Here is a 25334-nt window from a genome sequence, read left to right as displayed (position 1 = left end):
CGGGAATGTCCGGTCCAGCCCGTGCCGATCTTCTTCTAGGAGCACACCGTGAGCGCACCGACCGTACCTGCCGCCGGCCCGAGCGGAGACCTCGTCACCGTGGCCGCCGGCACGACGGCGGCCGCCGCGGTCGCCGCCGCCGGGCTGCCGCAGAACGGCCCCAAGGCCATCGTCGTCGTCCGCGATCCCGAGGGGAACCTGCGCGACCTCGACTGGGCGCCGCAGGTCGACACCGCCGTGGCCCCGGTGAGCATCGACTCGCCCGACGGTCTCAACGTCCTGCGCCACTCGACCGCGCACGTGGTCGCCCAGGCCGTCCAGGACGTCTTCCCCGAGGCCAAGCTGGGCATCGGCCCGCCCATCGACAACGGGTTCTACTACGACTTCGGCGTCGCGAAGCCGTTCCAGCCCGACGACCTCGCCAAGATCGAGGCGCGGGCGCAGGAGATCGTCAAGCAGGGCCAGACGTTCAAGCGCCGCCGCTTCGACTCCGCCGAGCAGGCCAAGGCCGAGCTCGCGAACGAGCCGTTCAAGCTCGAACTCGTCGACGTCAAGGGCGACGTGGACGCCGACGTCATGGAGGTCGGCGGCGGCGAGCTGACGATCTACGAGAACTTCGACCCGAAGACGGGCAACCGCTGCTGGGGCGACCTCTGCCGGGGTCCGCACCTGCCCAGCACCCGCCACATCGGCGCCTTCAAGATCATGCGGTCGGCCGCGGCGTACTGGCGGGGATCGGAGAAGAACCCGCAGCTGCAGCGCATCTACGGCACTGCGTGGCCGACCCGGGACCAGCTCAAGGCGTACCTCGCGCTGCTGGAGGAGGCCGCCAAGCGCGACCACCGCAAGCTGGGCGCGGACCTCGACCTGTTCAGCTTCCCGGACGAGATCGGCTCGGGCCTCGCGGTCTTCCACCCCAAGGGCGGCATCATCCGCCGGGAGATGGAGAACTACTCGCGGCAGCGCCACGAGCAGGCCGGGTACGAGTTCGTCAACACGCCGCACATCACCAAGGCGAACCTGTTCGAGACGTCCGGGCACCTGCCGTACTACGCGGACACGATGTTCCCGCCCATGCAGCTCGAGGGCGCCGAGTACTACCTCAAGGCCATGAACTGCCCGATGCACAACCTGATCTTCCGGGCCCGCGGGCGGTCCTACCGGGAACTGCCGCTGCGCCTGTTCGAGTTCGGGACCGTCTACCGGTATGAGAAGTCCGGCGTGGTCCACGGCCTGACCCGCGTACGCGGCCTGACGCAGGACGATTCCCACATCTACTGCACCAAGGAGCAGATGCCGGGCGAGCTGTCGACCCTGCTGACCTTCGTGCTGGACCTGCTGCGCGACTACGGTCTCGACGACTTCTACCTGGAACTGTCCACTCGCGACGATTCGCCGAAGTTCATCGGCGCCGACGAGGACTGGGCGGAGGCGACGGCCGCGCTGGAGACGGCGGCCCGCGGCTCCGGCCTGGAGCTCGTGCCGGACCCGGGCGGCGCGGCGTTCTACGGCCCGAAGATCTCGGTGCAGGCGCGCGACGCGATCGGGCGTACGTGGCAGATGTCGACGATCCAGGTGGACTTCAACCAGCCCGCCCGCTTCGGCCTCGAATACCAGGCCGCCGACGGTACGCGCCAGCAGCCCGTCATGATCCACCGGGCGCTGTTCGGCTCGATCGAGCGGTTCTTCGGCGTACTCACCGAGCACTACGCGGGTGCGTTCCCGGCGTGGCTCGCCCCGGTGCAGGTCATCGGCATCCCGATCCGGTCGGCGGCCGGCGAGAACCAGGCGGACCACGTCGCGTACCTGGACGAGTTCGTCACCCGGCTGCGCGCGGCGGGCATCCGTGCCGAGGTCGACGCCTCGGACGACCGGATGCAGAAGAAGATCCGCAACGCGCAGGGGCAGAAGATCCCGTTCATGGCGATCGCCGGCGACCAGGACGTCGCCGACGGCACGGTCTCCTTCCGCTACCGCGACGGCTCGCAGCGCAACGGCGTCTCGCTGGACGAGGCGGTGGCGCACGTGGCCGAGATCGTCCGGTCGCGGACCAACGTCCCGCCGTCGGCGGCCGAGCCCGCCGAAGCGGCCTGATGGGGGAGCCCGACGGCCTCGAACGGCTGTGGACGCCGTGGCGGATGGCGTACGTGCAAGGCGGTGACCCGTCCGACACCGGGTGCCCGTTCTGCGTGGCGCCGGAGAACGACGTCCACGGCCTGGTCGTGGCCCGTGGCAAGACCGTGTACGCCATCCTCAACCGGTTCCCGTACAACCCGGGACACCTGTTGATCTGCCCGTACCGGCATGTCGCCGACTACACCGACATCGACGGGGCGGAGACGGCCGAGCTGGCCGCCTTCACGCAGACGGCGATGAAGGTGGTCCGGGCGGTCTCCGCCGCGCACGGCTTCAACCTGGGCATCAACCAGGGTTCCGTGGCCGGGGCGGGGGTCGCCGGGCATCTGCACCAGCACGTGGTGCCCCGCTGGGGTGGCGACGCCAACTTCATGCCGGTGATCGGGCGTACGAAGACGCTGCCGCAGCTGCTCACCGAGACCCGGGACCTGCTCGCCGAGGCCTGGCCGGCGTCACCGTAGCGACCCGGCCGGCCGCACCCGGGCGACGGCTGTCACCCGACCGGGTTGTCCTGGGTCACCTTCTCGATGAACTTCCTTCACCATCCGTTCGGATGGCTCAAGATTCACTTGAAGAACGATCCGCGCCGCCTCGAAATCCTGCGACGCTGCCATGGGGGAAGCTCGACGGGGGGAACGGCTCGATGGGGGTTTCACGACGCTCGATGATCGCCGGCGGTGTCGGCGCGGTCGGCGGCGCGGCGGTGGGGGTCGCGGCCGAGGGCGCGCCGAAGCTGTTCGGCCCGCACCGGCTGCCCATCGACGGGGGGTACGCCCCGGCGGGCAACCCCGACGTCTACAGCGCCAGGGGCAGCGTGCGCTGCGTCTACCACGTCCCGACCACGGAGAAGCTGGTCGCGTTGACGTTCGACGACGGGCCGATGCCGGACTGGACGCCCAGGGTCCTCGCCACCCTGCGCGAGGTGGACGCCCCGGCGACCTTCTTCCTCATCGGCGAGCACCTGCGGGCGTACCCGCAGCTGGCCAAGGGCGGCCTCTACGACGGCCACGAGGTCGGCAACCACACCTGGACGCATGACGACCTGGCGATGATGGACCGGGACGCGGCGCGTACCGAGATGCGCCGGTGCCACGACCAGATCGTGCAGACCCTCGGCCGGGCACCGAAGATCATGCGGCCGCCGTGGGGGCACATGGCCGGCTCGACCCTGATCGCCGCCGACGAGCTGGGCTACGACGTCATCCTCTGGTCGCAGCGGATGCCCGAGAACGAGTACGTGCACAATCCGAGCGGCATCGTCGACCGGACGGTACGCGACGTCCGCCCCGGCGCGATCATCCTGGCGCACGACACCGGCCCCAGCGACCGGCTGGTGACGATCGCGAACCTGGCCGGGATCGTCAACGGCCTGCGGGCGGCGGGCTACAAGCTGGTGACGGTCTCCCAGCTGCTCGCGTCCGCCCCTGCACCCGTCTGACCCCCGGCCCAAGATCCCGCCCGGCTCAAGGCCCCCGGCTGGCTCAAGATCCCGTTTGGATCAGGGAAATCACCCGAATCTTGGCCCAAGATTACGTGCGAAACCCTGATCCAAACCGGATCAAGCGCGCGCCCGGGGCGCGGGTCAGGGGCGGGCGGCGCGGGTGACGGCGTCGGCGAGTGCGCGTGCGCCTGCTTCGTCGAACGGCTGGTGCTGGAACAGGATCCGGTACCACATCGCGCCGAAGAACAGGTCGGCCAGCACGTCGTCGGGGACCGCCGGATCGATCTCGCCGCGTACGCGGGCCCGGCCGAGGATGCCGCGCAAGGCTGCCCGGCGCGCCTGGATGTGGCGTTCCCAGAGCTGCTCGCGGAATCCGGGGTCGTGCAGCGCCTGGGCCATGAGCGCCCGGTTGACCTCCCCGTCCGGCCCGGCCAGCCGTTCGAAGGACTCGATCAGCAGGTCGGTGAGGTCGCCCGGCAGTGATCCCGTGTCCGGTACGCCGAGCGCCCGCCCGGAGGTCGCCGCCGCGTCGAGCAGCGCTTCGCCCTTGGAACGGTAGCGGCGGTAGACGGCCTGCTTCGAGACGCCGGCGCGGGCCGCGATGCCTTCCATGCTGACTCCGCCGGCCCCGTGTTCGGCGACGAGTTCCAGGGTGGCTTGGTGGATCGCCGCGTCCGTCGCGGGGTCCCGAGGTCGTCCGGTCATGATCTGGATCATACCCACTTGCAATACGGTGCGTTGCGTATAGGCTCAGAAATACGCAACGCACCGTATTGAAAAGAAGGTCTGCCATGCGGACTCGGACCGCCCCGGCTCTCACCGCCCTCGCCCTCGGCTACTTCGCCCTCGGTACCACCTCGCTGTCCGTCGTCGGGCTCAACCGCGCGCTCGGCGCCGCGTACGGCGTACCGGCGGCGAGCATCGGCTTCCTCGTCACCTTCTTCGCCCTCACCTTCGCCGTGGCGGCGCCGCTGGCCGCGGTCCTGCTGCGCCGCTCGGCCCGGCGACGCGTACTGCTGGCGGGATTGACCCTGCTGACCGTCGGGTCGGCGGCCGCCGCGCTCGCTCCGACCTACGCGACCATGGCCGGCGCCCGGGTGCTCGCCGCGATCGGCGCCGCGATCTTCGGCCCGGCCGCGTCGGCGGCAGGCGCTGCGCTGGTCCCGCCCGAGCGCCGCGGCCAGGCGCTCGCCGTCGTCTTCGGCGGCATGACCGCCGCGACCGTCCTCGGCATCCCGCTCGTCTCGCTCCTCGGCACCCTCGTCAGCCGCCGCGGTGCGCTGGGCGGCGTCGCCGTCCTGGCCGCCGTCTCGGTCCTCCTGGTCTTTCTCCTGGTACGCGACGTGCCGGCCGGTCCGGCCCCGACCCGGGAGGCGTACCGGGCGGTGCTGCGGTCACCGGGCGTGCCGCGGATGGTGGCGACCACCCTGCTCTTCATGGCCGCCCAGTTCACGGTCTACGGCGTCGCCGGGGCGTACCTGGCCGCGCGGTTCGGGGCGGCGGACGGCGTGGTGTCGGCGGCCCTGCTCGTCTTCGGGATCGTCGGCGTCCTCGGCAACGCCGTGGCCGCGCCGGTCAGCGCCCGGCTGGGCGGATACCGGACGGTCGGTATCACCCTCGCCGGACTGGCGGCCGCCTTCGCCGGGCTCGCCGCCGCGCCGCGTACGCCGGTCGCCGGGGTCGTCCTGTTCGCGGGCTGGGCCTTCTTCAGCCAGCTCTACCAGGTCCCGCAGCAGGCCCGGCTGGTCGGCCGGGCGCCCGAGTACGCCGGACTGACCCTCGCGCTCAACGCCTCGGCGCTCTACATCGGCATGAGCGTCGGCAGCCTGGCGGGCGGCGCGCTGCTCGGCCGAGGCGCCGCGCTCCTGCCGCCGGTCGCGCTCGCGGTCCTCGCCGCGGCCGCCGTCGTCCACCTGTCCACAAGGGAATCAACGCACAGGAAGGCAACCACCATGCAGCCCAACGCTCAGCTCGTCGCCGACTACCTGGAGATCGTCTGGAACCAGGGGCGCACCGACCGGGTGGCGGAGTTCGTCGCCGACGATCTCGCCCAGCACAACCCGAACCTGCCCGACGGGCGTACGCCGCTGGCCGAACTGGTCGACGGCATCCGGGAGAAGATGCCGCAGGGCCGCTTCGAGCTGCGCCGGATCGCGGCCGAGGGTGACCTCGTCTTCGCCCACTCGCACTTCACCGCGGGGGAAGGCGACCGGGGGACGGCGGTCGTGGACGTCTTCCGCGTCGAAGGCGGCCGGATCGCCGAGCACTGGGACGTCAAGGAGGACGTCCCCGAGACCACCGCCAGCGGCCGCCCCATCATCTGACCCCCGCCCAAGATCCCGTTTGGATCAGGGAAACGCACGTAATCATGGGCCATGATTCGGGTGATTTCCCTGATCCAAACGGGATCTTGGGCGTAGCCAGGACCGGTTGCGGTGTGGGTCAGTGGGTGTTGGCGTGTTCCTTGCGGGCGGACTCGGCCAGGTGCTGGGGCATCGGCTCGAAGCGGCTGAACCGGCGCCGGAACGTTCCCGCGCCCGACGTCATCGCCCGCAGCTCGATCGCGTACCGCAGCAGCTCGGTCGCCGGGACCTCGGCCTTGACGACCGTCCGTCCCTCGTGGACCTCGTCGGCCTCCGTGCCGAGGACGCGCCCGCGCCGGCTGGACAGGTCGCTCATGACCGCGCCGACGTACGTGTCCGGCACCCGGATGTCCACCTCGTCGACCGGTTCGAGCAGCGACATCTGGGACTTCTCGGCCGCGTCCCGCAGCGCGAGCGCGCCCGCGGTCTGGAACGCCGCGTCGGACGAGTCCACGCTGTGCGCCTTGCCGTCGACCAGGGTGATCCGCACGTCGATCACCGGGTAGCCCGCGACGATCCCGCGTTCGGCCTGCGTACGCACGCCCTTCTCGACGCTCGGGATGTAGTTGTGCGGGACGGCCCCGCCGACGACGCGCTCGGCGAATTCGACGCCGGTACCCCGGGGTAGCGGCTCGACCTCGATGTCGCAGACGGCGTACTGGCCGTGGCCGCCGGACTGCTTGACGTGCCGGCCGTGCCCCGTCGACGAGGACGAGAACGCTTCGCGCAGCGCGACGCGTACGGGCTCGGTGGAAAGCTCGACGCCCCCGGCGCGCAGGCGGTCGAGGACGACGTCGGCGTGGGCCTCGCCCATGGTCCACAGCACGAGCTGGTGGGTCTCGGGGTTGCGCTCCAGGCGCAGCGTCGGGTCGCCGGCGGCGAGCCGGGCCAGGTTCTTCGCCAGGACGTCCTCGTCGGCGCGGGTCTTGGGGACCACGGCGACCGGCAGCAGCGGCTCGGGCATGTCCCAGGCCTCGATCAGCAGCGGCCGGTCCTTGGCCGAGATCGTGTCGCCGGTCTCGGCGGCGGTCGACTTGGTGATCGCGCAGATGTCGCCGGCGATGCAGCTGGTGACCTCGCGGAGCTGGGCGCCGAGCGGCGAGTAGATGTGGGCGATGCGCTCGTCGCTGTCGTGGTCGAAGTGGCCGCGCTCGGCCAGCCCGTGCCCGGAGATGTGGATCGCGGTCTCGGGCTTGAGCGTGCCGGAGAAGACCCGGACCAGCGAGACGCGCCCGACGTACGGGTCGATCGTGGTCTTGACGACCTCGGCGACCAGCGGGCCGTCGGGGTCGCAGGTGATCGCCTCGGCGGGCCGGCCGTCCACGGTGGCCACGGCGGGCAGCGGATGCTCCAACGGCGTCGGGAACGCGCTGGTCAGCAGCTCCAGCAGGGTGTCCAGGCCGACACCGGAGGGCGCGTTGACAGGGATCACCGGGTAGAAGTGGCCGCGGGCGACCGCCTTCTCCAGATCGGCGACGAGCACCGCCACGTCGAGCTCCTCGCCGCCGAGGTAGCGGTCCATGAGGGTCTCGTCCTCGCTCTCCGCGATGATCCCCTCGATCAGCTCGTTGCGGGCCTCCTCGATCGCCGGCAGATGCTCCGGGTCGGGATCGCGTACCTCGGCCGGGTGACCGTTGGTGTAGTCGTAGACCCGCTGGGTCAAGAGTCCCATCAGGCCGACGACGCTCTCGCCGTCGTCGCCGTGCATGGGCAGGTAGAGCGGGATCACCCCGTCGCCGAAGACCCGCCCGCACAGCGCCACGACCTCGTCGAAGTCGGCCCGCGGGTGATCCAGCCGGGTGACCGCGACCGCGCGGGGCATCCCGACCGCGGCGCACTCCTCCCAGAGCGTGCCGGTGGCGGCGTCCATGCCGTCGACCGCGCTCACCACGAACAGGGCGGCGTCGGCCGCGCGCAGGCCCGCCCGCAACTCGCCGGTGAAGTCGGCGTACCCGGGAGTGTCGAGGAGGTTGACCTTCACTCCGTCGTGCATCAGGGGCGCGCAGGCCAGCGCGACCGAGCGTTGCTGGCGTACGGCGGCGGGATCGTTGTCGCAGACCGTGGTGCCCTCGGTGACCGTACCCGCCCGGCCGATCGTCCCCGTCGCGGCCAGCAGGGCCTCGACCAGGGTCGTCTTTCCGGCACCCGAGTGCCCTACGAGCACCACGTTGCGTACGTTGACGGGCGTATCCACCGCCGGCGCGGAGCCGGCGAGCCCTTTCTCCGGGTTTTTCTGGGCCATTTGGACCTCCAACGACGAGAGTTCACCGCGATGTGGTGTGGCTCACATACTTAGATCCCACACCTGTCGCCCCGACTTAACAACCCCGACACACACAGTCGGCAGCGCCTCTGATTATCTTTAGACCGCTATGGCGAAGATCTTCAGCGTCTCGGTCAAGACGGTAGTCGTCCGTCTCTTCGAGCCCATCGTGCGCGGTCTGCTGCGAGCGGGCGTCACTCCCAACGCGGTCACGGTCGCCGGAACGATCGGCGTCCTGATCGGCGCGATCGGCTTCGGCGCGCGCGGCCACTTCATCATCGCGACGGTCGTCGTCACGCTGAGCGCGCTCACGGACGTGATCGACGGGGCGATGGCGCGGGCCCGCGGCAGCTCCTCCAGATTCGGCGCGCTGCTGGACTCGACCATGGACCGGGTCGCCGACGGCGCCGTGTTCGCCTCGGTCGCGTTCTTCTACCGCGGCGAACCGTGGACGCTGGTCGCGCTGCTGATCAGCCTCGTGGCCGGCCAGGTCGTCTCCTACGTCAAGGCCCGCGCCGACAGCCTCGGCCTGCGGGTCGACGTCGGCCTGGTCGAGCGGGCCGAGCGGCTCATCCTCACCGGCATCGGCGGCCTCGCCACCGGCTTCGGCCTGGGCTGGGGCATGCCCGCCGCGATGTGGCTGCTGGCCGCGGGCTCGGTCTTCACCGTCGGCCAGCGCATGCTCGCCGCGGCCCGGGCCGACCGGGCGGCGGCGGCCGCATGAAGGACCGTCTCACCGACCTCGGGTTCGCCGCCGGCTGGCGGGTCGTGCGGGCACTGCCCCAGCCGGTCGCCACTGCCGCCTTCCGCGCCGGCGCCGACCGCTCCTTCCGCAAGAAGGGCCCGGCAGTACGCCGGCTCGAGCAGAACCTCTCCCGCGTACTGCTCGGTGCTCCGGTCCCCGACGAGCTGCTCCGGGCGGGCCTGCGCTCCTACGCCCGGTACTGGATGGAGGCGTTCCGGCTGCCGTCGCGTACCAGGGCGCAGCAGGCGTCCGGGTTCGTGCTGGACCGGGGCGAGGAGCTCGCCGCCAACAACAAGCAGGGGATCGGCTCGATCGTCGCCCTGCCGCACGCCGGCAACTGGGACGCCGCCGGTGCCTGGGTCGCCGCCACCGGCCTGCCCATCACCACGGTCGCCGAGCGGCTCAAGCCCGAGGCCTTGTACCAGCGGTTCCTCGCGTACCGGCAGAGCCTGGGGATGAACATCATCCCGACCGAGGGCTCGACCGCCCCGCCGACCGACCTGCTCGTCCAGGCCCTGGGCGCCGGGCACGTCGTCCCGCTGCTGGCCGACCGCGACCTGTCCCGGCGCGGCATCGAGGTGAAGTTCTTCGGCGGGCGTACGCGGATGCCGGCCGGCCCGGCCCTGCTGGCGGTCCGCACCGGTGCGCCGTTGTACGTGGCGAAGATGTGGTTCGACCCCGAACGGCCGCACGGCGCGTTGGTGGGCCCCCTGCCGGTGCCGACGGGCGGTACCTTGACCGAGCGGATCTCGGCGCTGACCCAGACGGTCGCCGACGAAATGGCGAAGGGGATCGCGGAGCACCCCGCCGACTGGCACATGCTGCAGAAGCTCTGGCTCGACTGAGGGAGGCCCATGCGCATCGGGATCGTCTGCCCGTACTCGCTGGACGTCCCCGGTGGAGTGCAGCTGCACGTACGCGACCTCGCCGAGACCCTGATCGGGCTCGGCCACTCCGTCAGCGTCCTCGCCCCGGCGGAGGAGGAGGCGGAGCTGCCGGACTACGTCGTGCCGGCCGGCCGCGCCGTGGCGGTGCCGTACAACGGCTCGGTCGCCCGGCTGTCGTTCGGCCCGATCTCGCTGGCCCGCGTACGCCGGTGGCTGTCGACCGGCCGGTTCGACGTCCTGCACGTGCACGAACCGGTCACGCCGAGCCTCTCGCTGCTGGCGGTGATGCTCGCGGACGGCCCGGTGGTCGCCACGTTCCACACCGCGATGGGCCGGTCCAAGGCGATGGCGGCCGCCCAGCCCGCCCTCCAGCTGGTGCTGGAGCGGATCACCGGCCGGATCGCGGTGAGCGACCTGGCGCGTCGCGTACAGGTGGAGCATCTGGGCGGGGGCGGCGTCGAGATCCCGAACGGGGTCGCCGTCGCCAAGTTCGCCCACGCCGAACCGCTGCCCGGCTGGCCCGGCGAGGGCGGCGCGGTCGGCTTCCTCGGCCGCTTCACCGAGCCCCGCAAAGGCTTCGCCATCCTGGTCGACGCGCTCGACCGGATCGTCGCCGACCGTCCGGGCCTGCGGCTGCTCCTGGCCGGGCCGAGCGACCTCGCCGAGGTCGCGCTGCCGGACCGCGTACGCGAGCGGCTGACCTTCCTCGGCAAGGTCTCCGAGGCCGACAAGGCGAGGATGCTGCGCAGCGTCGACCTGTACATCGCGCCCAACACGGGCGGGGAGTCGTTCGGGATGATCCTCACCGAGGCCATGGCCGCCGGTACGCCGGTCGTCGCCGCCGACCTCGACGCCTTCCGCCGGGTACTCGACGGCGGGCAGGCGGGAGCACTGTTCCCGAACGGCGACTCGGCTGCTCTGGCGCGTACAATATCGACGCTTCTGGATGATCCGGCCGCCCGGCGGCGGCTCGCGGACCGGGCCGGCGCGGTGGTGGGGGAGTTCGACTGGCCGGTGGTGGCCCGCCGGGTCCTGGAGGTGTACGCGACCGCGATCGACGCGAGTCCGGACCTGTCGGAGAGCGCCCGCGCGAGCCGGGATTTCGATGAGTACATGCCCGGGGAGGGCGTCGAGCTGTAGACCACTACCATGCACGACGTGGCGTGGGTGGTGGGAGTCGTGGTGACGGTGGTGCTGGTGGGCACCTACGTCACGTGGCTGGCCGCCCGGCTGGACCGGCTGCACCTGCGCGCCGCCGCCGCCCGTCGCGCCCTGGAGTCGCAGCTCGTACGCCGGGCGGCGGCCGCCGCGGTGCTGGCCGAGCAGTCCGACAGCCCGCAGGACGACCTGTACCTGGCCGCGCGCGGCGCGCTCGACACGCCGGGCGGTGACCGGGAGGCGGCCGAGAACGACCTGAGCCGGCGGCTGCGCGAGCTCGACGTGGCCGCCGCGAAGGCGGAGCCGGCGCTGGTCGAGGCCGTGGAGGCGGCCGGCCGGCGGGTCGTGCTCGCCCGGCAGGTCCACTCCGACTCCGTACGCGACGCCCTGGCGCTGCGCGAACATCAGCTCGTACGCTGGCTGGGGCTGGCCCGCCGGCACACCCGGCCCGCCTACTTCGACATCGACGTCTAAGCGCTCCACCCGCGGAGCGAGCCCGGCAGCGTTGCGCCTGCGGCGTCCGGCGGTGCAAGATCTGCAAGCGCGTAGCGGTTGAGGATCTCTGTGCCGACGGACGTTGCATAAGGGGCGCAATGCCGGCATCGCCCGGAGGGCGAGCCCGGCAGCGTTGCGCCTGCGGCGTCCGGCGGTGCAAGATCTGCAAGCGCGTAGCGGTTGAGGATCTCTGTGCCGACGGACGTTGCATGAGGGGCGCGACGCCGGCATCGCCCGGAGGGCGAGCCCAGCAATACTGTGATCTGGCTCACGTAGCTGGCCACCCGGGATCGATTGGCTGTCGGCCACCCGCCGCCCGCCCCGTTAATCTTGCTGGTGAAGCCCTTCTTTCTTACAGGAGTGATAGCGCCATGTCCGAAAACGTGACCACTGCTGCCACCGGGACGTCCCGGGTGAAGCGCGGGATGGCCGAGCAGCTCAAGGGCGGCGTGATCATGGACGTGGTCACCGCGGAGCAGGCCAAGATCGCCGAGGACGCCGGTGCCGTCGCGGTCATGGCGCTGGAGCGGGTGCCCGCCGACATCCGTGCGCAGGGCGGCGTGTCCCGGATGTCTGACCCGGACATGATCGACGGCATCATCGACGCCGTCTCGATCCCGGTGATGGCGAAGGCGCGGATCGGCCACTTCGTCGAGGCGCAGGTGCTGCAGGCGCTCGGTGTCGACTACGTCGACGAGTCCGAGGTGCTCACCCCGGCCGACTACGCCAACCACATCGACAAGTGGGCGTTCACCGTGCCGTTCGTCTGCGGCGCGACCAACCTGGGCGAGGCGCTGCGCCGGATCACCGAGGGCGCGGCCATGATCCGCTCGAAGGGCGAGGCCGGCACCGGCGACGTCTCGAACGCCACCACCCACATGCGCCAGATCCGCGGCGAGATCAAGCGGCTGACCTCGCTGCCCGAGGACGAGCTGTACGTCGCGGCCAAGGAGCTGCAGGCGCCGTACGAGCTGGTCAAGGAGGTCGCCCAGACGGGCAAGCTGCCGGTCGTGCTGTTCACCGCGGGCGGCATCGCCACCCCGGCCGACGCCGCGATGATGATGCAGCTCGGCGCCGAGGGCGTCTTCGTCGGCTCCGGCATCTTCAAGTCGGGCAACCCCGCCCAGCGTGCCGCCGCGATCGTCAAGGCCACCACCTTCCACGACGACCCCGACGTGCTCGCGAAGGTCTCGCGCGGCCTCGGCGAGGCCATGGTCGGCATCAACGTCGACGACATCCCGGTCCCGCACCGGCTCGCGGAGCGTGGCTGGTGATCATCGGAGTCCTCGCCCTGCAGGGGGACTTCCGCGAGCACTTGGCCGCGCTCGCCGAGTGCGACGTCATCGCCCGGCCCGTACGCCGGCCCGAGGAGGTCGCCGAGATCGACGGGCTGATCGTCCCGGGTGGCGAGTCCACCACGATGAGCAAGCTCGCGCAGGAGTTCGGCGTCTACGAGCCCATCCGGAACCGGCTGCGGGCGGGGATGCCGGCGTACGGGACGTGCGCGGGGATGATCATGCTGGCCGACGAGATCCTCGACGGCCGCCCCGACCAGGTCGGTTTCGGCGGCCTCGCCCTCCAGGTACGCCGCAACGCCTTCGGCCGCCAGGTCGACTCGTTCGAGTCGCAGGTGGAGATCGCCGGGGTCGAGGGCGGCCCGGTGACCGCCGTCTTCATCCGGGCGCCGTGGGTCGAGAAGACCACCGGCGAGGTAGAGGTGCTGGGGCAGGTGGGGGAAGGGCCGGACGCTAGGATTGTCGCGGTCCGGCAGGGGAACCTGCTCGCGACCTCGTTCCACCCGGAGCTGACCGGGGACCTGCGGCTGCACCGCCTCTTCGTGGAGATGGTGCGCGCGGCCTCCTGAGCCGCCTTCTGTCGAAGTCGGCCCGGCTCCCGCGGCGGTGCAGTGCCATCCGGCCGGCTCGGGGCCGGGTCCGACGACGACGGAGGGGTTATGTCCGGCCACTCAAAGTGGGCTACCACCAAGCACAAGAAGGCCGCCATCGACGCGAAGCGCGGCAAGCTCTTCGCGCGCCTCATCAAGAACATCGAGGTCGCGGCGCGTACTGGTGGGGCGGACCCTGGCGGAAACCCCACCCTCTTCGACGCCATCCAGAAGGCGAAGAAGAGCTCCGTCCCGAACGACAACATCGATCGGGCGGTCAAGCGCGGTTCGGGCCTCGAAGCCGGCGGTGCCGACTGGCAGACGATCATGTACGAGGGCTACGGCCCCAGCGGTGTCGCGCTGCTCATCGAGTGCCTGACCGACAACCGCAACCGCGCCGCCACCGAGGTACGCGTCGCGCTCACCCGCAACGGCGGCAACCTCGCCGACGCCGGTTCGGTGTCCTACATGTTCTCGCGCAAGGGCCAGGTCATCGTGCCCAAGGGCGGCCTGTCCGAGGACGACGTCCTGGGCGCGGTCCTCGACGCCGGTGCCGAGGAGTGCAACGACATGGGCGAGTCGTTCGAGATCATCAGCGAGGCGTCCGACCTGGTCGAGGTGCGTACCGCGCTGCAGAAGGCGGGCATCGACTACGAGTCGGCCGAGTCGACCTTCGTGCCGAGCGTCCAGGTCCAGCTGGACGAGGACGGCGCGCGCAAGATCTTCAAGCTGATCGACGTGCTCGACGACTGCGACGACGTCCAGAACGTCTACGGCAACTTCGACATCTCCGACGAGGTCATGGCGGTCATCGACGCCGAGGAGTGACCACCGCGGTCGCGACACGAGGCCCGGGCGCCGTATTCGGTGGCCGGGCCTTCGTGCGCCCTGGGATGATCTGGGCATGCCGCTGGTGCTGCCGACGTCCGCTACCGGGACTCGTTCCTCGCCGCCGTACGCGAATTCGCCGCCGACGCCCCGATCTCCTGGTTCGTCCGGGGACTGGAGCCGGACGTGCTGGAACGCCCGGCGAACTTCCAGTCCTACGTGGACAGACTGCTGGCGGACCGGTTCGAGGAGACGCCCCGCGCGGCGGACTGGGTGCCCTGCACGACGTACTGGTGGGTGGACGACGCCGGCTTCGTCGGGCGCCTCGCCATCCGGCACCGGTTGACCCCGGACCTGCTGGAGGTCGGCGGCCACATCGGCTACGACGTACGCCCGTCGCGTCGCAGGGAGGGCCACGCCAGCCGGATGCTGGCCGAGTCGCTGCCGCTCGCGTACGCGCTGGGCATCGATCCGGCCCTGCTGACCTGCGACGACACGAACACGGCGTCGCGGAAAGTGATCGAGAAGAACGGCGGCGTGCTCGAAGACCAGCGCGGCTACAAGCTCCGCTTCTGGGTGCCCACCTCAGCCGTGTAGATCCAGCACCTCCTGCGCGCGGCGGCGGATCAGGTCGCGGAGTTCGGGCGGCGAGACCGCTTCGATGCCGCCGATCCGCAGCAGATCGGTCGCGGCGGCGGCCGGCGACTCGATCGGGATCGTCGCGGTGATCCACCCGTTCGCGTCGGGCTCGCCGTCCCGGACGGCCGCCGACATCGCGTCGTGCTCGACGTCGCGCAGGCGTTCGCGGGCGGCGGGGGAGAAGCGTACGACGGCGGTGCCCGTCCAGCGGCGGCCCTCGAAGTCGGCCAGGTATTCCTGCCAGTAACCGCCGAGGTCGAAGTCGGGCCGCTCGAACGTCTCCGCCAGGATCTCGGCGGCGAGCAGGTTCGCCACCCGGTACGCCACGGCCCCGCCCCGACCGCCGAGGGCGATCAGATACCAGCGGCCCGCCTTGAGCACGAGCCCGAGCGGCGACACCTCCCGGTCGACCTCGCGGGGCGCCTCCCAGCGGCGGTACCGGATCCGCATCCGGCGGTCCTCCCAGACGGCGTCGGCGGCGGTCATCAGCAACGGCACCTCTTCGGGCCGGCGGTACCAGCCGGGCGCGTCGAGATGGAAGCGTTCCCGCATCCGCTCCGCGCGTACGCGTTGCTCCGGTGGAAGCGCGGCGGAAAGCTTGAGCTGGGTCGCGGCGAGTTCGGCGCCGAGGCCGAGTTCGGCGGCGGCACCCGGCAGCCCGGTGAGGAACAGCGCGCCCGCCTCCGGACCGGTGAGCCCGGTGAGCCGGGTGCGGTACCCCTCGACCAGCCGGTAGCCGCCGTCGTGGCCGGGCTCGCCGTAGATCGGGATGCCGGCCGCCCCGAGCGCCTCGACGTCGCGGTAGACGGTCCGGACGGACACTTCGAGCTCGTCGGCGAGTTCCTGCGCGGTCAGCCGCCCCCGGTTCTGCAGCAGCAGCAGGAGGTTCACGAGCCGGCTAGCACGCACCCCCGCATCCTACTGACACAACCTGTCAGCAAACCCGCCCACGCCCCGCAAGATCCCCGCTTGTACGCGCCAAGATCCCGCTTGGATCAGGTTTTCGCACGTAATCATGCCCCATGATTCGGGTGTTTTCCCTGATCCAAACGGGATCAAGCAAGCCCGTGGGACCCGCGCTCGGCCGCGACGTCCGGCGGTCCAAGATCTGCAAACGAAGTTTGAGGATCTTGGACCGCCGGACGTCGCATAAGGGCCGACGTGCCCTCGTCTCGCCCGAAGGGCGAACGGGCAACTCAGCAGATCAACTACCGCTACCCCGGTAGTTCCCCAGCGCCGCGAACCCGATGATCCAGCCGACGAACAGCCCGTACATGGCGCCGCTCCCCGCCGATTGGAACGCCCCCAGCAGCGACGGATTCGACTTGATGAACGTCGTGATCAGCGCCGCGAGCCCGGCCGCGAAGATGTACGACGACCATCCCGCGAACAGCTGGGCGAGGGTGCCCCGGGCCCGGGCGAGCTGCTCGCCCACGGTCAGCTTGAGGAACAGCCAGGTCAGCACGACGACCAGGATCGCCTTGATGTCGTTGGCCAGCACGTCGCCCAGGGAGTCGTTGGTGTTGAAGCTCCACGCGGGCCAGGCGAGCAGCCGGAGGAACCAGCCGCCGGCTGTTCCGGCGCTGGTGTGCGCGGCCGCCCAGTCCCGGTACCAGGGGCTGCCGAAGATGAGTACCAGGAGGAAAGCGGCGAGCGTACCGGCGCCCGTCGCGCTCCTGTAGCGGGAGAATGCTGCCATGCCGCGCGCCATACCCGTTGGTTGATGAACGATAAACGTTCAGGCGATCTCCAGATAGGACCCGGCCGCGGTCGCCGCCCGCATCGGGTCGCCCGCGTGGATCGCCGCGATCAGCTCGCTGTGGTCGCAGTAGGTCTCCGGCGTCAGCTTCCCGTTGAAACTGCGCAGGATGCTGGCCCGCAGGGCCGCGCCGAACGAGCTGTACAGGTCCGCGAGCATGTCGTTGTGGGCGGCGCGGACCACGATCATGTGCAGCTGCGCGTCGACCTCGACGAACTCCGCGGCGTCGCCGGCCTGCCACGCCTCTTCCCGCGCCGCGAGCGCCGCGTCCATTGCGGACAGATCTTCAGGTGTACGCCGGAGGGCGGCCAGCCGGGCGGCCTCGACCTCGAAGGCGCGGCGGACCTCGATGGCCTCGCTGGGGTGCGCGTCGGCGACGGCGCGGCTCAGCGGTCCGGTCAGCTCGTCGGCGGCGGTCACGAAGGTGCCCGAGCCCTGCCGCCGTTCGAGGACCCCGGCGTGCACGAGCGCGTTGACGGCCTCGCGGACGGTGTTGCGGCCGACGCCGAACGCGGCGACCAGGTCGGTCTCGGTCGGGATGCGGCTGCCGACCGGCCACTCGCCGGCCGCGATCTGCGCCCGCAGCTGCTCGGCCACCTGGGTCACGAGCGGCTGGCGCGAGGCGGACTGCAAGCTCATGCCGGACATCATCCCCCGTCGGTCTGTCAGTGGTCCGCGGCGTGTCCCCGGACCGGTCGCTGTGGCGGTGCTTACAAGACGCTCCGCAAATTCATCCCATCATTCTACGATCGGATGTATGTCCGCGCCAGCCGTACCCGCGCACCGTGCCTCCGCAGTACCTTCGCACCGCGCCGCCGCCGCCCCCGCCCTGATCCTCGCCGGCATCCTGCTGGTCGCCCTGAACCTGCGCGCGGCCATCACCAGCCTCGGCGCCCTGCTCGACGAGGTACGCGTCGGCCTGCACCTGTCCGGCACCCTCGCCGGGATCGTGACCACCCTGCCGGCGCTCGCCTTCGCCGGATTCGGCGCGCTGACCCCCGCACTGACGCGGCGGTTCTCGGCGTCACGCGTACTGGTGGGGGCGATGGGTGCGCTCGCGGCGGGCGAGGTGCTGCGGGCGCTCACCGATTCCGCGGTGCTGTTCGTGCTGCTCAGCGCGCTCGCCCTGGCCGGCATCGCGGTCGCCAACGTGCTGCTGCCGATGCTCGTCAAGACCCACTTCCCGGCCCGGGCCGGTCTGGTGACCGGGGTCTACACGATGACCCTCGTCGCGGGGACGACCGCAGCCTCGGCCGCGTCCGTCCCCATCGCCGACGCGTTCGGCTCGTGGCGGGCCGGGCTCGGCGTGTGGGCCGTCATCGCCGTCGTCGCGATGTTCCCCTGGCTGCGGGAGGGATTCCGGCGCTCGGCCGGCGGCCGTCCGGCACCGGTCGCGGCGGTCGACCGGGTCCGCCCGGGGCGTACGCGGCTCGGCTGGGCGATGGCCGTCTTCTTCGGCGCCCAGGCCCTCAGCGGGTACGCCACCATGGGCTGGCTCGCGCAGGTGTTCCGGGACTCGGCGTTCACGCCCGCGCAGGCGGGGCTGCTGCTGGCCGGGGTGACGGCGGTGGGCGTACCGCTGGCGCTGTTCATGCCGACGCTCGCCGGGCGGATGAGGGACCTGCGCTGGCTGGTGCTGCTGACCTCGGCCGCGATGATCGCCTCGTACGCCGGCCTCGCGCTCGCGCCGCACGGCGGTGCGGTGGTCTGGGTGGTGCTGCTGGCGCTCGGTCAGAGCGCGTTCCCGCTGGCGCTGGCCATGATCGGCATGCGGGCACGGACGGCGCAGGGCACGGTGGCGCTGTCGGCGTTCGCGCAGAGCGTGGGTTACCTGATCGCGGCGCTCGGCCCGTTCCTGGTCGGGGTCCTGTACGACGTGACCGGCGGCTGGGCGGTCCCGATGGTGCTGCTGGCGATCGCGGCCTGCGTGCAGGCGGTGACGGGGATCTTCGCGGCCCGCCCGCGCTTCATCGAAGACTGAGCTGGGCTATTCCCGGTCGTGACCGGGGACACAAATGAAACGGAACGGTTCCGTATCGCATCTGCGGGGAGTAGCGTCTCCGCTATGCGAGACGGGACCGTTCCGTTTCGTAAAGGTTAAGCAATCCTGGGGGAAACAGTCGTGGAGACACAGACGAACACCGGGCACCCGAGGCGATGGGCCATCCTCGCGGTGCTGGTTGTCTCACTACTCGTGGTGGTGCTCGACAACACCGTTCTCAACGTGGCCCTGAAGGTCCTCGCCGACCCGCAGCACGGCCTCGGCGCCAGCCAGAGCCAGCTCGAATGGGCGATCAACTCCTACACCCTGGTCTTCGCCGGGCTGCTGTTCACCTTCGGCGTCCTCGGTGACCGGCTCGGGCGCAAGAAGGTCCTCGTCGCCGGCCTCGTGCTGTTCGCGCTGACCTCGCTCGTCTCGGCGTACGCGAAGGATCCCGGCCAGCTGATCGCGGCCCGGGCAGCGATGGGTCTCGCCGGCGCGGCCATCATGGCGACGACGCTGCCGATCATCACCAACGTGTTCGACCCGAAGGAGCGGGCCAAGGCCATCGGCGCCTGGGCCGGCGCGGTCGGCATCGGTGTGGCCGTCGGCCCGATCGTGGGCGGCGCGCTGCTGGAGAACTTCTGGTGGGGCTCGATCTTCATGATCAACCTGCCGATCATCGCCATCGGCCTGATCTTCGTACTGTGGATCGTGCCGGACTCGAAGAACCCGCAGCCGGGCCGGATCGACTTCCTCGGCGTACTGCTGTCGATCGTCGGCCTCGCGGCCCTGGTCTACGGCATCATCGACGGTGGCCAGTCCGGATTCGACACCCCGAGCGTCTGGGCGTGGACCGCGCTGGGCGTGATCACGCTGGGCGTCTTCGTCTGGTGGGAGTCGCGTACGCAGTATCCCGCGCTGGACGTGTCGCTGTTCAAGATCCCGCGGTTCGCCGCCGCGGTGAGCCTGGTGGGCATCTCGTTCTTCGCCGCGATGGGCGTGTTCTTCTTCATCTCGTTCTACATGCAGCTGGTCCGGGGCTACTCGCCGCTGCAGACCGGCCTGCTGATGCTGCCGTTCGCGGCGGCTCAGATGATCTTCGCGCCGCTGTCGGCGGGCATGGTGAAGCGGTTCGGCGGCAAGCTGGTCAGCGCGGTGGGCATCTCGATCGTGTCCGTCGCGACGCTGGGCTACCTGCTCGTCGGCACCGACAGCCCGATGTGGATCCTGCTGGTGATGTTCTTCGTCTTCGGCACGGGCATGGCCAACATCATGCCGCCGGCGACCGAGGCCGTGATGGCGTCGGTGCCGCGGGAGAAGGCGGGCGTCGGCTCGGCCGTCAACAACACCGTCCGCCAGGTCGGCGGCGCTCTCGGCGTCGCGGTGCTCGGCTCGGTGCTGTCGTCGGTCTACCGGAGCAACATCAGCGACACGGTCGCCCAGGTTCCGGCGGGCGCCCCGGCGCCGGCCAAGGCCGCCATCAGCGAGTCGATCGCCGGTGCCCACGCCGTCGCCGAGAACCTCGGCGGTACGCCGTTCGCCGGCTTCGCGCCCGCTCTGATCAAGGCGGCCGACAACGCGTTCGTCTCGGCCGTGCACGCGGCGGCCATCGGTTCGGCGCTCGTCGGCCTGGTGGGCCTGATCGTGGTACTGCTCTGGCTGCCGGGCAAGGCGAAGACCGCCGCTCCGGCCGCCAAGGCACCGGCCAAGCCGGACGAGGAGCTCAGCCCGGAGCTGGCCCTCGAAGCGGTCGAGATCGGTTGATCAGGGGTAAGGTTTAGTTCACCATGAACGACCTCGCTTTGGGTGCTCCGCGGACGGCAGGCCGGCCGCGGAGCACCCGTGCGCATGAGGCGATCATCGACGCCACGCTGGATCTTCTGGCGGAAGGCGTCCCGATCGCGGAGCTGTCCATCGAGGCGATCGCCGCCCGGGCCGGCGTCGGCAAGGCCACGATCTACCGCCGCTGGGCGGGCAAGAACGAGCTCCTCGTCGAGGCCGTCAGTACGCTCAAGCAGCCGGTCCCGCTCGTCGAGGGCGCGACCGTCCGCGAGGACCTGATCGCCGGGCTGGGTTCGGTCGGCGCCAGCGATCCCCGGGCGACGCAGGTGTTCCCGTGCCTGCTGCCGGAGGTCTCGCGCAACCCGGATCTGCGCTTCCTCTACCAGTCGTTCGTCGAGCCGCGCCGGGAGCGTACGCGCGAGGTGCTCCGGCGGGGGATCGAGTCCGGCGAACTGCGGCCGGATCTCGACATCGAACTCACCACGCTGCTGCTGACCGGTCCCGTCGTCATGCAGCGCATGTTCGGGTGGAACCCCAACGTCGACGACGAGACGCTTCCGGAGCGGGTCGTCGACGCGCTGCTGGAAGGGCTGGCCGCCCCGGCGTACACGGCCCGGGACGACGAGCGCGTCGTGCGGGACGGCGACCGCCGGCAGGCCCGCTCCGACCGGGAGCAGGCCCGCCGCCAGGAGCGCTCGGCGCGCTGATCACGCCACCGGGGCGTACTTCTTCAGGAAATCCACGACCGACTGCGCGAACGCCTTGTCCCCGATGTACGGGTCGGTCAGCGCCAGTCCGTGCGAGGAACTGCCGGACACCATGGTCACCGTGTGCGGCACGGACTTCGGGATCGCGTCGCCGATGTCCTTGACGTAGCCGGGATAGTCGGGCTCGTACTCGCCGCAGGCGATCAGCGCGGGCATCGTCAGCCGGGCCGCACCGGAGATCGAGTTGTCGCTGTCGAACGAGATCGGCGGCGACAGCGCGACGACCGCCTTGAGCGGCGGCTTGATGTCCGCCGCCACCCCGAGCGTCGTGGTCGCCCCCATCGAACCGCCGACCAGCGCCACGTCGGCCACCCCCTCGCCCCGCAAGGTCGCCACGGCGGCCGCGACCTGGTCGTCGCGCGAGGCGCCGGCCGCCGTCGAGACGCCGAAACCGGCGAAGTCGAACACCAGCACCCGGTAGCCGTCGCCCGCCAGCACCTTGGCGAACGGAGTCGGCTGGCAGACGTCGTCGCCGTACATGTGCAGGATGACGATCCCCGTCTTCCCCGTGCCGAAGACGAGGCCGTAGAGGTCGGCGCCGGCATCCTTTCCGAAGTGCACGGGCTTGCCGTCGGCGGTCAGCTCCTCGCAGTCGAGTCCCGCCCTGACCGCTGGCGACGGACTCGCGGCGGGCTTACCTCCGCCGCACGCTGTCAAGGCGAGACCGGTGGCGAGGAGGGCGACGAGGGATCTTGTGAAGCGCAGCATGCGCACAAGAACGCGCCGGGCCTCCACTTAGGTTGCTTGGGAGCGTGCCCATGATCTTAAATTTAAGATCAAATTCTGGTCCCGGGTTCGTCGATCTCACCTCCGCTCCTCCCGCGGGAGACCGTTCCGCCCCTATCGCTTCGCTCCGGGGACTCCACTGCCACCTGAGTGGGGCGACGCATCCTTCACCGTCGTCCGGTCACCGTCTACCCCTTCACCCCGGCCTTTGTCGCGACTGTCCGGTATGTGCGGCGGCGGGCCGTCGAACGGGGTGATCGTTGACGGCTGCGGTGTAAATACGGCCACCCCGCGCATGATCGTTTACGGTTCCGGAGTGCGCTGACCGTCTCCGGCTACGCCTGAGGCGTCATCGATCATGCAGATCGGGCCGGATCTACACCCCAGCCGTAAACGATCAGCAGGTCGACGACGGCTGTCCACTGGGCGGAAGATCGTTCCCGCACCACGGACCCCGACCCGGGGGTGGACGGCTCAGGCGTGATCCACAGCGGTCCAGATGTCCAACCGCACCCCTCGCCCATGATCCAAACGGTTCAGATGGGGGAAACCGGCCCATAGCTACATCTCGGCCGCACTGGATCGAGGGAACGTGCCCGAAAATTACATCGCACCCGCAAACGATCACCGCGGCCAGATTCGGCGCCGCCGAATGTCCATATCGGACAGTCGCGACAAAGTCGCAAAGAGTGCGAGACGCCGAACACGGCGACAGCGACAGACGCGCGGCCGCCGACCGGGGGTGAGGCCGGCAGCCCGGGCCGAGGCTGGCGGCCGGGGGGTGAGGCTGGCGGCCGGGGCCGAGGCCGGCGGCCGGGGGTGAGGCCGGCGGCCGGGGGTGAGGCTGGCGGCCGGGGGTGGGGTCTCGATCCCCCGGCGGTGACGATCTTGCGCGAATGTCCGCCCCCAGCCGCAACGATCTTGCGCGAATGTTCGGCTCTCCGGTTGCCTGTGTGGGTGATCCGTCGGGGCCGACAACTTCGTCCCCACCCGCGACACGATCACCTTGATCAAGTACCGCTATAACGGCATCGCGACGCCGATTTCCTTGATCAAATACCGTCATTACGGCGGGCGGGCCCTCCTTTGCCGAATAGACGGTACTTGATCAAGGCTATCTGCCGCGTCCCGCCGTAATAGCGGTAAATGATCACTCAGGACAGTGATCGCCCCATCAGACGTGCAGGCATGATCGAGCAGACGTGAAGGCATGATCAAGTTCCCAAATCCTGCAGAAAACAGGCAGAATCCGCAGCTCCAGGGAACCTGATCACGCCACAGAGATCCACTACTACAGCATCCGGGTACTGGATCGAGGCCCAGCGACACCCCGACCCATGAGAGAGCCACACCCCGGACGCATCGGACAGCCTCCATACCGGACAGCCGCGACAAAGCCCAGGCCCGGTCCAGGCCACCTGCGAGGATCCGACGCGATGGATCGCTCCCCCCGCATCAGGACCCGGCCAACGACCAGGCGAGCACCGGCGGCCACATCGCTGAGACCCTCGATCATGCAAGCCACCTCGATCATGCAAGAGATGCGGTGACAGGAGCGCCGGGGGAGTTACGTGGTGCGGAGGCGGTGGAGGCGGAGGGCCAGCTGCACTTCCAGGGCGCGTTCGGGCCGCTGCCAGTCGGTGCCGAGGAGTTGGGCGACGCGGTCCAGGCGCTGGGTGACCGTGTTGACGTGGACGTGCAGCTGCTCCGCCGCGCGGGCGAGGCTGCCGCCCGCGCCGAAGTAGCATTCCAGGGTCTTGACCAGCGCCGTACCGCGGCGGGTGTCGTAGTCCACGACCGGTCCGATGGCGTGCTGCAGGAACTTCGCCACCCCATGGTCACCGCCGTCGGTCACCGCTCCCAGCAGCAGGCCCACGAAACCAAGCTCCGATGTGGACGATCCCTCGCCCGCCCGGCCCAGTGCCAGCAACGCGGTCACGCAGCGTTCCGCCTCCTTGTACGCCTGAGCCAGCGCACCGGGCCCGCGCGCCGGACCGCAGGCGCCGGCGGTGACGGGCGTACCGAGGATGCGGCCGAGGTCCTTGGCGATCGCGCGGGCCGCACCGCCCGCGTCCGACCCGGGGAGCATGAGGACGAGGCGGCCGTCGCGGGCCGCCGCCAGTCCGGAGCGCGTGGCCGCGTAGGTCGCCGCCCATGAGGCCGCCCGTTGCCGGGCCGCGCCGGGGGAGACGGTCGCTCCGGCGAAGGAGTCGTCGCCGACCGCCACGAGGACGTGGTCGGCGTCGAGATCCACGCCGATCCGGCGGGCGCGCGAGCGGAGGGCTTCGGCGTCGCGTACCGGGCGGGCGATCAGGTCGTCGAGGAGCTCTCCGCGTACGCGGCCCTCGGCCTCGGCCACGTTGCGCTTGAAGAGCAGGACGAGCGCGGTCACCAGCGCGGCCCGCTCCAAGATGTGCTGGTCGGCGTCGGCCAGCGGGCTGCCGGGGCGGAACACCAGCGCGCCCAGGTTCTCGGTGCCGGCCACGACCGCGGCGTACCAGAGGTCGGATCGGCGTACGGCGTGGCCCTCGGCGCGCGACGCGGACACCGCCTCGGCCAGGGCCCTCGGTTCCGGGGCGGGCAGGTCGCCGGCGAGCGTACGCCCGTCGGTGTCCAGGACGAGCAGGGTGCCGCCGAGCGTGGCGGTGACCGCCGCGGCCACGTCCTCGACGCCGCCGCCGCGCAGGACCAGGGAGGTCATGCGGTCGTGCGCCTCGGCGGCCCGCTCGACCGACTCGGTGTGGGCCCGGATCACCTCGTTGGCGGCCGACAGCTCGGCCAGGGCGGCCTGCGTCTCGGCGAGCAGCCGGGCGGTGTCGATGGCCACCGCGGCATGCGCCGCCAGCGAGCCCAGCAGGGCCATCTCCTCGCGGGCGAACGGCCGGGCCGTCCGGTTGGCCGCGAAGAGCACGCCGATCACCCGGGCGCCCAGCCGCAGCGGTACGCCGAGGATCGCGACCAGCCCCTCTTCGCGTACACCTTCGTCGACGTCGCCGAGATGCCGGAAGCGCGCGTCGGCGGCGTAGTCGGCGGTGGCGTAGGGCGTGCCGGTCTGCGCGACGAGCCCGCCGAGGCCGCCGCCGAGCGGCAGGCGCAGCTGCTGGAAGCGCGCGGAGATGGAGCCGTCGGTGACCCGCATGTAGGTGTCGCCCTGCTCGGGGTCGTTGAGCGTGAGGTACGCGGTGTCGGTGCCCAGCAGGATGCGCGACCGGTGGACGATCGCGGTCAGGACGCTGTCGAGATCCCGCAGGCCGGCGAGGTCGCTGGCGGTGTCGTAGAGCCCGGACAATTCGAGTTCGCGCCGTCGCCGCCGCTCCAGCAGCGCCCGTACGCGCAGCGCGCTGTTCTTGGCCGCCTCCAGCTCGGCGGTGGCGGTACCGTCGGCGCGGGCCCGCAGGAGCGGGGCCTCGAACTCGACCGGGCTCGCCTCGCGTTCGAGCAGTTCCAGGAGGTGCACCAGCGGCGTCATGCGGGCA

At 70.9% G+C, this 25334-nt stretch carries 20 protein-coding genes and 2 pseudogenes; 15 read left to right on the top strand and 7 right to left on the bottom strand.

Going from position 1 to position 25334, the window contains the following annotated elements; all coding sequences use genetic code 11:
- Positions 1-48 precede the first annotated feature (48 nt).
- From thrS to G401_RS0116985, 3 genes are all read left to right on the top strand, one after another.
- Positions 49-2094 (top strand): threonine--tRNA ligase, encoded by a 2046-nt coding sequence (thrS, locus tag G401_RS0116995; RefSeq protein WP_027343457.1) that lies wholly within the window; start codon positions 49-51, stop codon positions 2092-2094.
- Positions 2094-2597, top strand: a complete 504-nt coding sequence (locus G401_RS0116990) for an HIT family protein (protein WP_027343456.1) — start codon at positions 2094-2096, stop codon at positions 2595-2597. Before thrS ends, G401_RS0116990 begins: the two co-directional genes overlap by 1 nt.
- Positions 2598-2779: 182 nt before the next feature.
- Positions 2780-3574 (top strand): polysaccharide deacetylase family protein, encoded by a 795-nt coding sequence (locus G401_RS0116985; protein ID WP_027343455.1) that lies wholly within the window; start codon positions 2780-2782, stop codon positions 3572-3574.
- A gap of 144 nt (positions 3575-3718) precedes the next feature.
- Here G401_RS0116985 and G401_RS46260 read toward each other — a convergent pair whose 3' ends face one another.
- Positions 3719-4282 (bottom strand): TetR/AcrR family transcriptional regulator, encoded by a 564-nt coding sequence (locus tag G401_RS46260; RefSeq protein WP_034592008.1) that lies wholly within the window; start codon positions 4280-4282, stop codon positions 3719-3721.
- Between the two features lie 86 nt (positions 4283-4368).
- Between G401_RS46260 and G401_RS46255 the strand changes: the two genes are divergently transcribed.
- Entirely contained in the window at positions 4369-5901 is a 1533-nt protein-coding gene (locus tag G401_RS46255) for an MFS transporter (RefSeq protein WP_064741784.1), read from the top strand.
- A gap of 118 nt (positions 5902-6019) precedes the next feature.
- Here G401_RS46255 and G401_RS0116970 read toward each other — a convergent pair whose 3' ends face one another.
- Positions 6020-8182 (bottom strand): elongation factor G-like protein EF-G2, encoded by a 2163-nt coding sequence (locus G401_RS0116970; RefSeq protein WP_027343454.1) that lies wholly within the window; start codon positions 8180-8182, stop codon positions 6020-6022.
- A gap of 130 nt (positions 8183-8312) precedes the next feature.
- Between G401_RS0116970 and pgsA the strand changes: the two genes are divergently transcribed.
- The 8 genes and pseudogenes from pgsA to G401_RS46245 all read left to right on the top strand — a co-directional run.
- Positions 8313-8927 (top strand): phosphatidylinositol phosphate synthase, encoded by a 615-nt coding sequence (gene pgsA, locus G401_RS0116965; protein WP_027343453.1) that lies wholly within the window; start codon positions 8313-8315, stop codon positions 8925-8927.
- Positions 8924-9793, top strand: coding sequence for a phosphatidylinositol mannoside acyltransferase (locus G401_RS0116960; RefSeq protein ID WP_027343452.1), 870 nt, complete (start codon positions 8924-8926; stop codon positions 9791-9793). The genes pgsA and G401_RS0116960 overlap by 4 nt, the downstream gene beginning before the upstream one ends.
- A 9-nt stretch (positions 9794-9802) precedes the next feature.
- Positions 9803-10975: a glycosyltransferase family 4 protein gene (locus G401_RS46250; protein WP_084557275.1), complete on the top strand. Its 1173-nt coding sequence runs from the start codon at positions 9803-9805 to the stop codon at positions 10973-10975.
- A gap of 18 nt (positions 10976-10993) precedes the next feature.
- A complete protein-coding gene (locus tag G401_RS0116950; RefSeq protein WP_407636880.1) occupies positions 10994-11467 on the top strand; it encodes a hypothetical protein in 474 nt (157 codons plus the stop codon).
- A gap of 392 nt (positions 11468-11859) precedes the next feature.
- Positions 11860-12762 carry a pyridoxal 5'-phosphate synthase lyase subunit PdxS gene (pdxS, locus tag G401_RS0116945; protein ID WP_084557274.1) on the top strand — a complete coding sequence of 301 codons (903 nt, stop codon included), beginning with the start codon at positions 11860-11862 and terminating at the stop codon, positions 12760-12762.
- Positions 12759-13352 (top strand): pyridoxal 5'-phosphate synthase glutaminase subunit PdxT, encoded by a 594-nt coding sequence (pdxT, locus tag G401_RS0116940; RefSeq protein WP_027343449.1) that lies wholly within the window; start codon positions 12759-12761, stop codon positions 13350-13352. Before pdxS ends, pdxT begins: the two co-directional genes overlap by 4 nt.
- Before the next feature lie 90 nt (positions 13353-13442).
- Positions 13443-14201, top strand: coding sequence for a YebC/PmpR family DNA-binding transcriptional regulator (locus G401_RS0116935; RefSeq protein WP_027343448.1), 759 nt, complete (start codon positions 13443-13445; stop codon positions 14199-14201).
- 99 nt (positions 14202-14300) lie between these two features.
- Positions 14301-14798, top strand: a pseudogene (locus G401_RS46245) (GNAT family N-acetyltransferase); the annotation flags it as partial.
- On the opposite strand, the gene G401_RS46240 reads toward G401_RS46245, so the two are convergent.
- From G401_RS46240 to G401_RS0116915, 3 genes and pseudogenes are all read right to left on the bottom strand, one after another.
- A complete protein-coding gene (locus G401_RS46240) occupies positions 14787-15749 on the bottom strand; it encodes a helix-turn-helix transcriptional regulator (protein WP_034591922.1) in 963 nt (320 codons plus the stop codon). The pseudogene G401_RS46245 and the gene G401_RS46240 overlap by 12 nt on opposite strands.
- 295 nt (positions 15750-16044) lie before the next feature.
- Positions 16045-16539 (bottom strand): hypothetical protein, encoded by a 495-nt coding sequence (locus G401_RS0116920; protein ID WP_027343447.1) that lies wholly within the window; start codon positions 16537-16539, stop codon positions 16045-16047.
- A 39-nt stretch (positions 16540-16578) separates the two neighbouring features.
- Positions 16579-17234: pseudogene (locus G401_RS0116915) on the bottom strand (FadR/GntR family transcriptional regulator); the annotation flags it as partial.
- A 122-nt stretch (positions 17235-17356) separates the two neighbouring features.
- Here G401_RS0116915 and G401_RS0116910 point away from each other — a divergent pair.
- From G401_RS0116910 to G401_RS46235, 3 genes are all read left to right on the top strand, one after another.
- Entirely contained in the window at positions 17357-18580 is a 1224-nt protein-coding gene (locus tag G401_RS0116910; RefSeq protein WP_027343445.1) for a CynX/NimT family MFS transporter, read from the top strand.
- Between the two features lie 141 nt (positions 18581-18721).
- Positions 18722-20347: an MFS transporter gene (locus tag G401_RS0116905; protein ID WP_027343444.1), complete on the top strand. Its 1626-nt coding sequence runs from the start codon at positions 18722-18724 to the stop codon at positions 20345-20347.
- A gap of 23 nt (positions 20348-20370) precedes the next feature.
- Positions 20371-21072 carry a TetR/AcrR family transcriptional regulator gene (locus tag G401_RS46235; protein ID WP_064741783.1) on the top strand — a complete coding sequence of 234 codons (702 nt, stop codon included), beginning with the start codon at positions 20371-20373 and terminating at the stop codon, positions 21070-21072.
- On the opposite strand, the gene G401_RS0116895 is transcribed toward G401_RS46235, so the two are convergent.
- Positions 21073-21840 (bottom strand): alpha/beta fold hydrolase, encoded by a 768-nt coding sequence (locus G401_RS0116895; protein WP_084557272.1) that lies wholly within the window; start codon positions 21838-21840, stop codon positions 21073-21075.
- Between the two features lie 1585 nt (positions 21841-23425).
- The gene (locus tag G401_RS0116890) at positions 23426-25327 is read right to left on the bottom strand and encodes a helix-turn-helix domain-containing protein (protein WP_211240761.1); all 1902 of its coding nucleotides are present in this window, start codon (positions 25325-25327) and stop codon (positions 23426-23428) included.
- Positions 25328-25334 lie beyond the last annotated feature (7 nt).

It is taken from the genome of Hamadaea tsunoensis DSM 44101 (genome assembly GCF_000428945.1).
GTDB classification, from domain to species: Bacteria; Actinomycetota; Actinomycetes; order Mycobacteriales; family Micromonosporaceae; genus Hamadaea; species Hamadaea tsunoensis.
The sequence above is the reverse complement of the archived record's forward strand: the minus strand, read 5'-3'. Positions and strand labels throughout refer to the sequence as shown.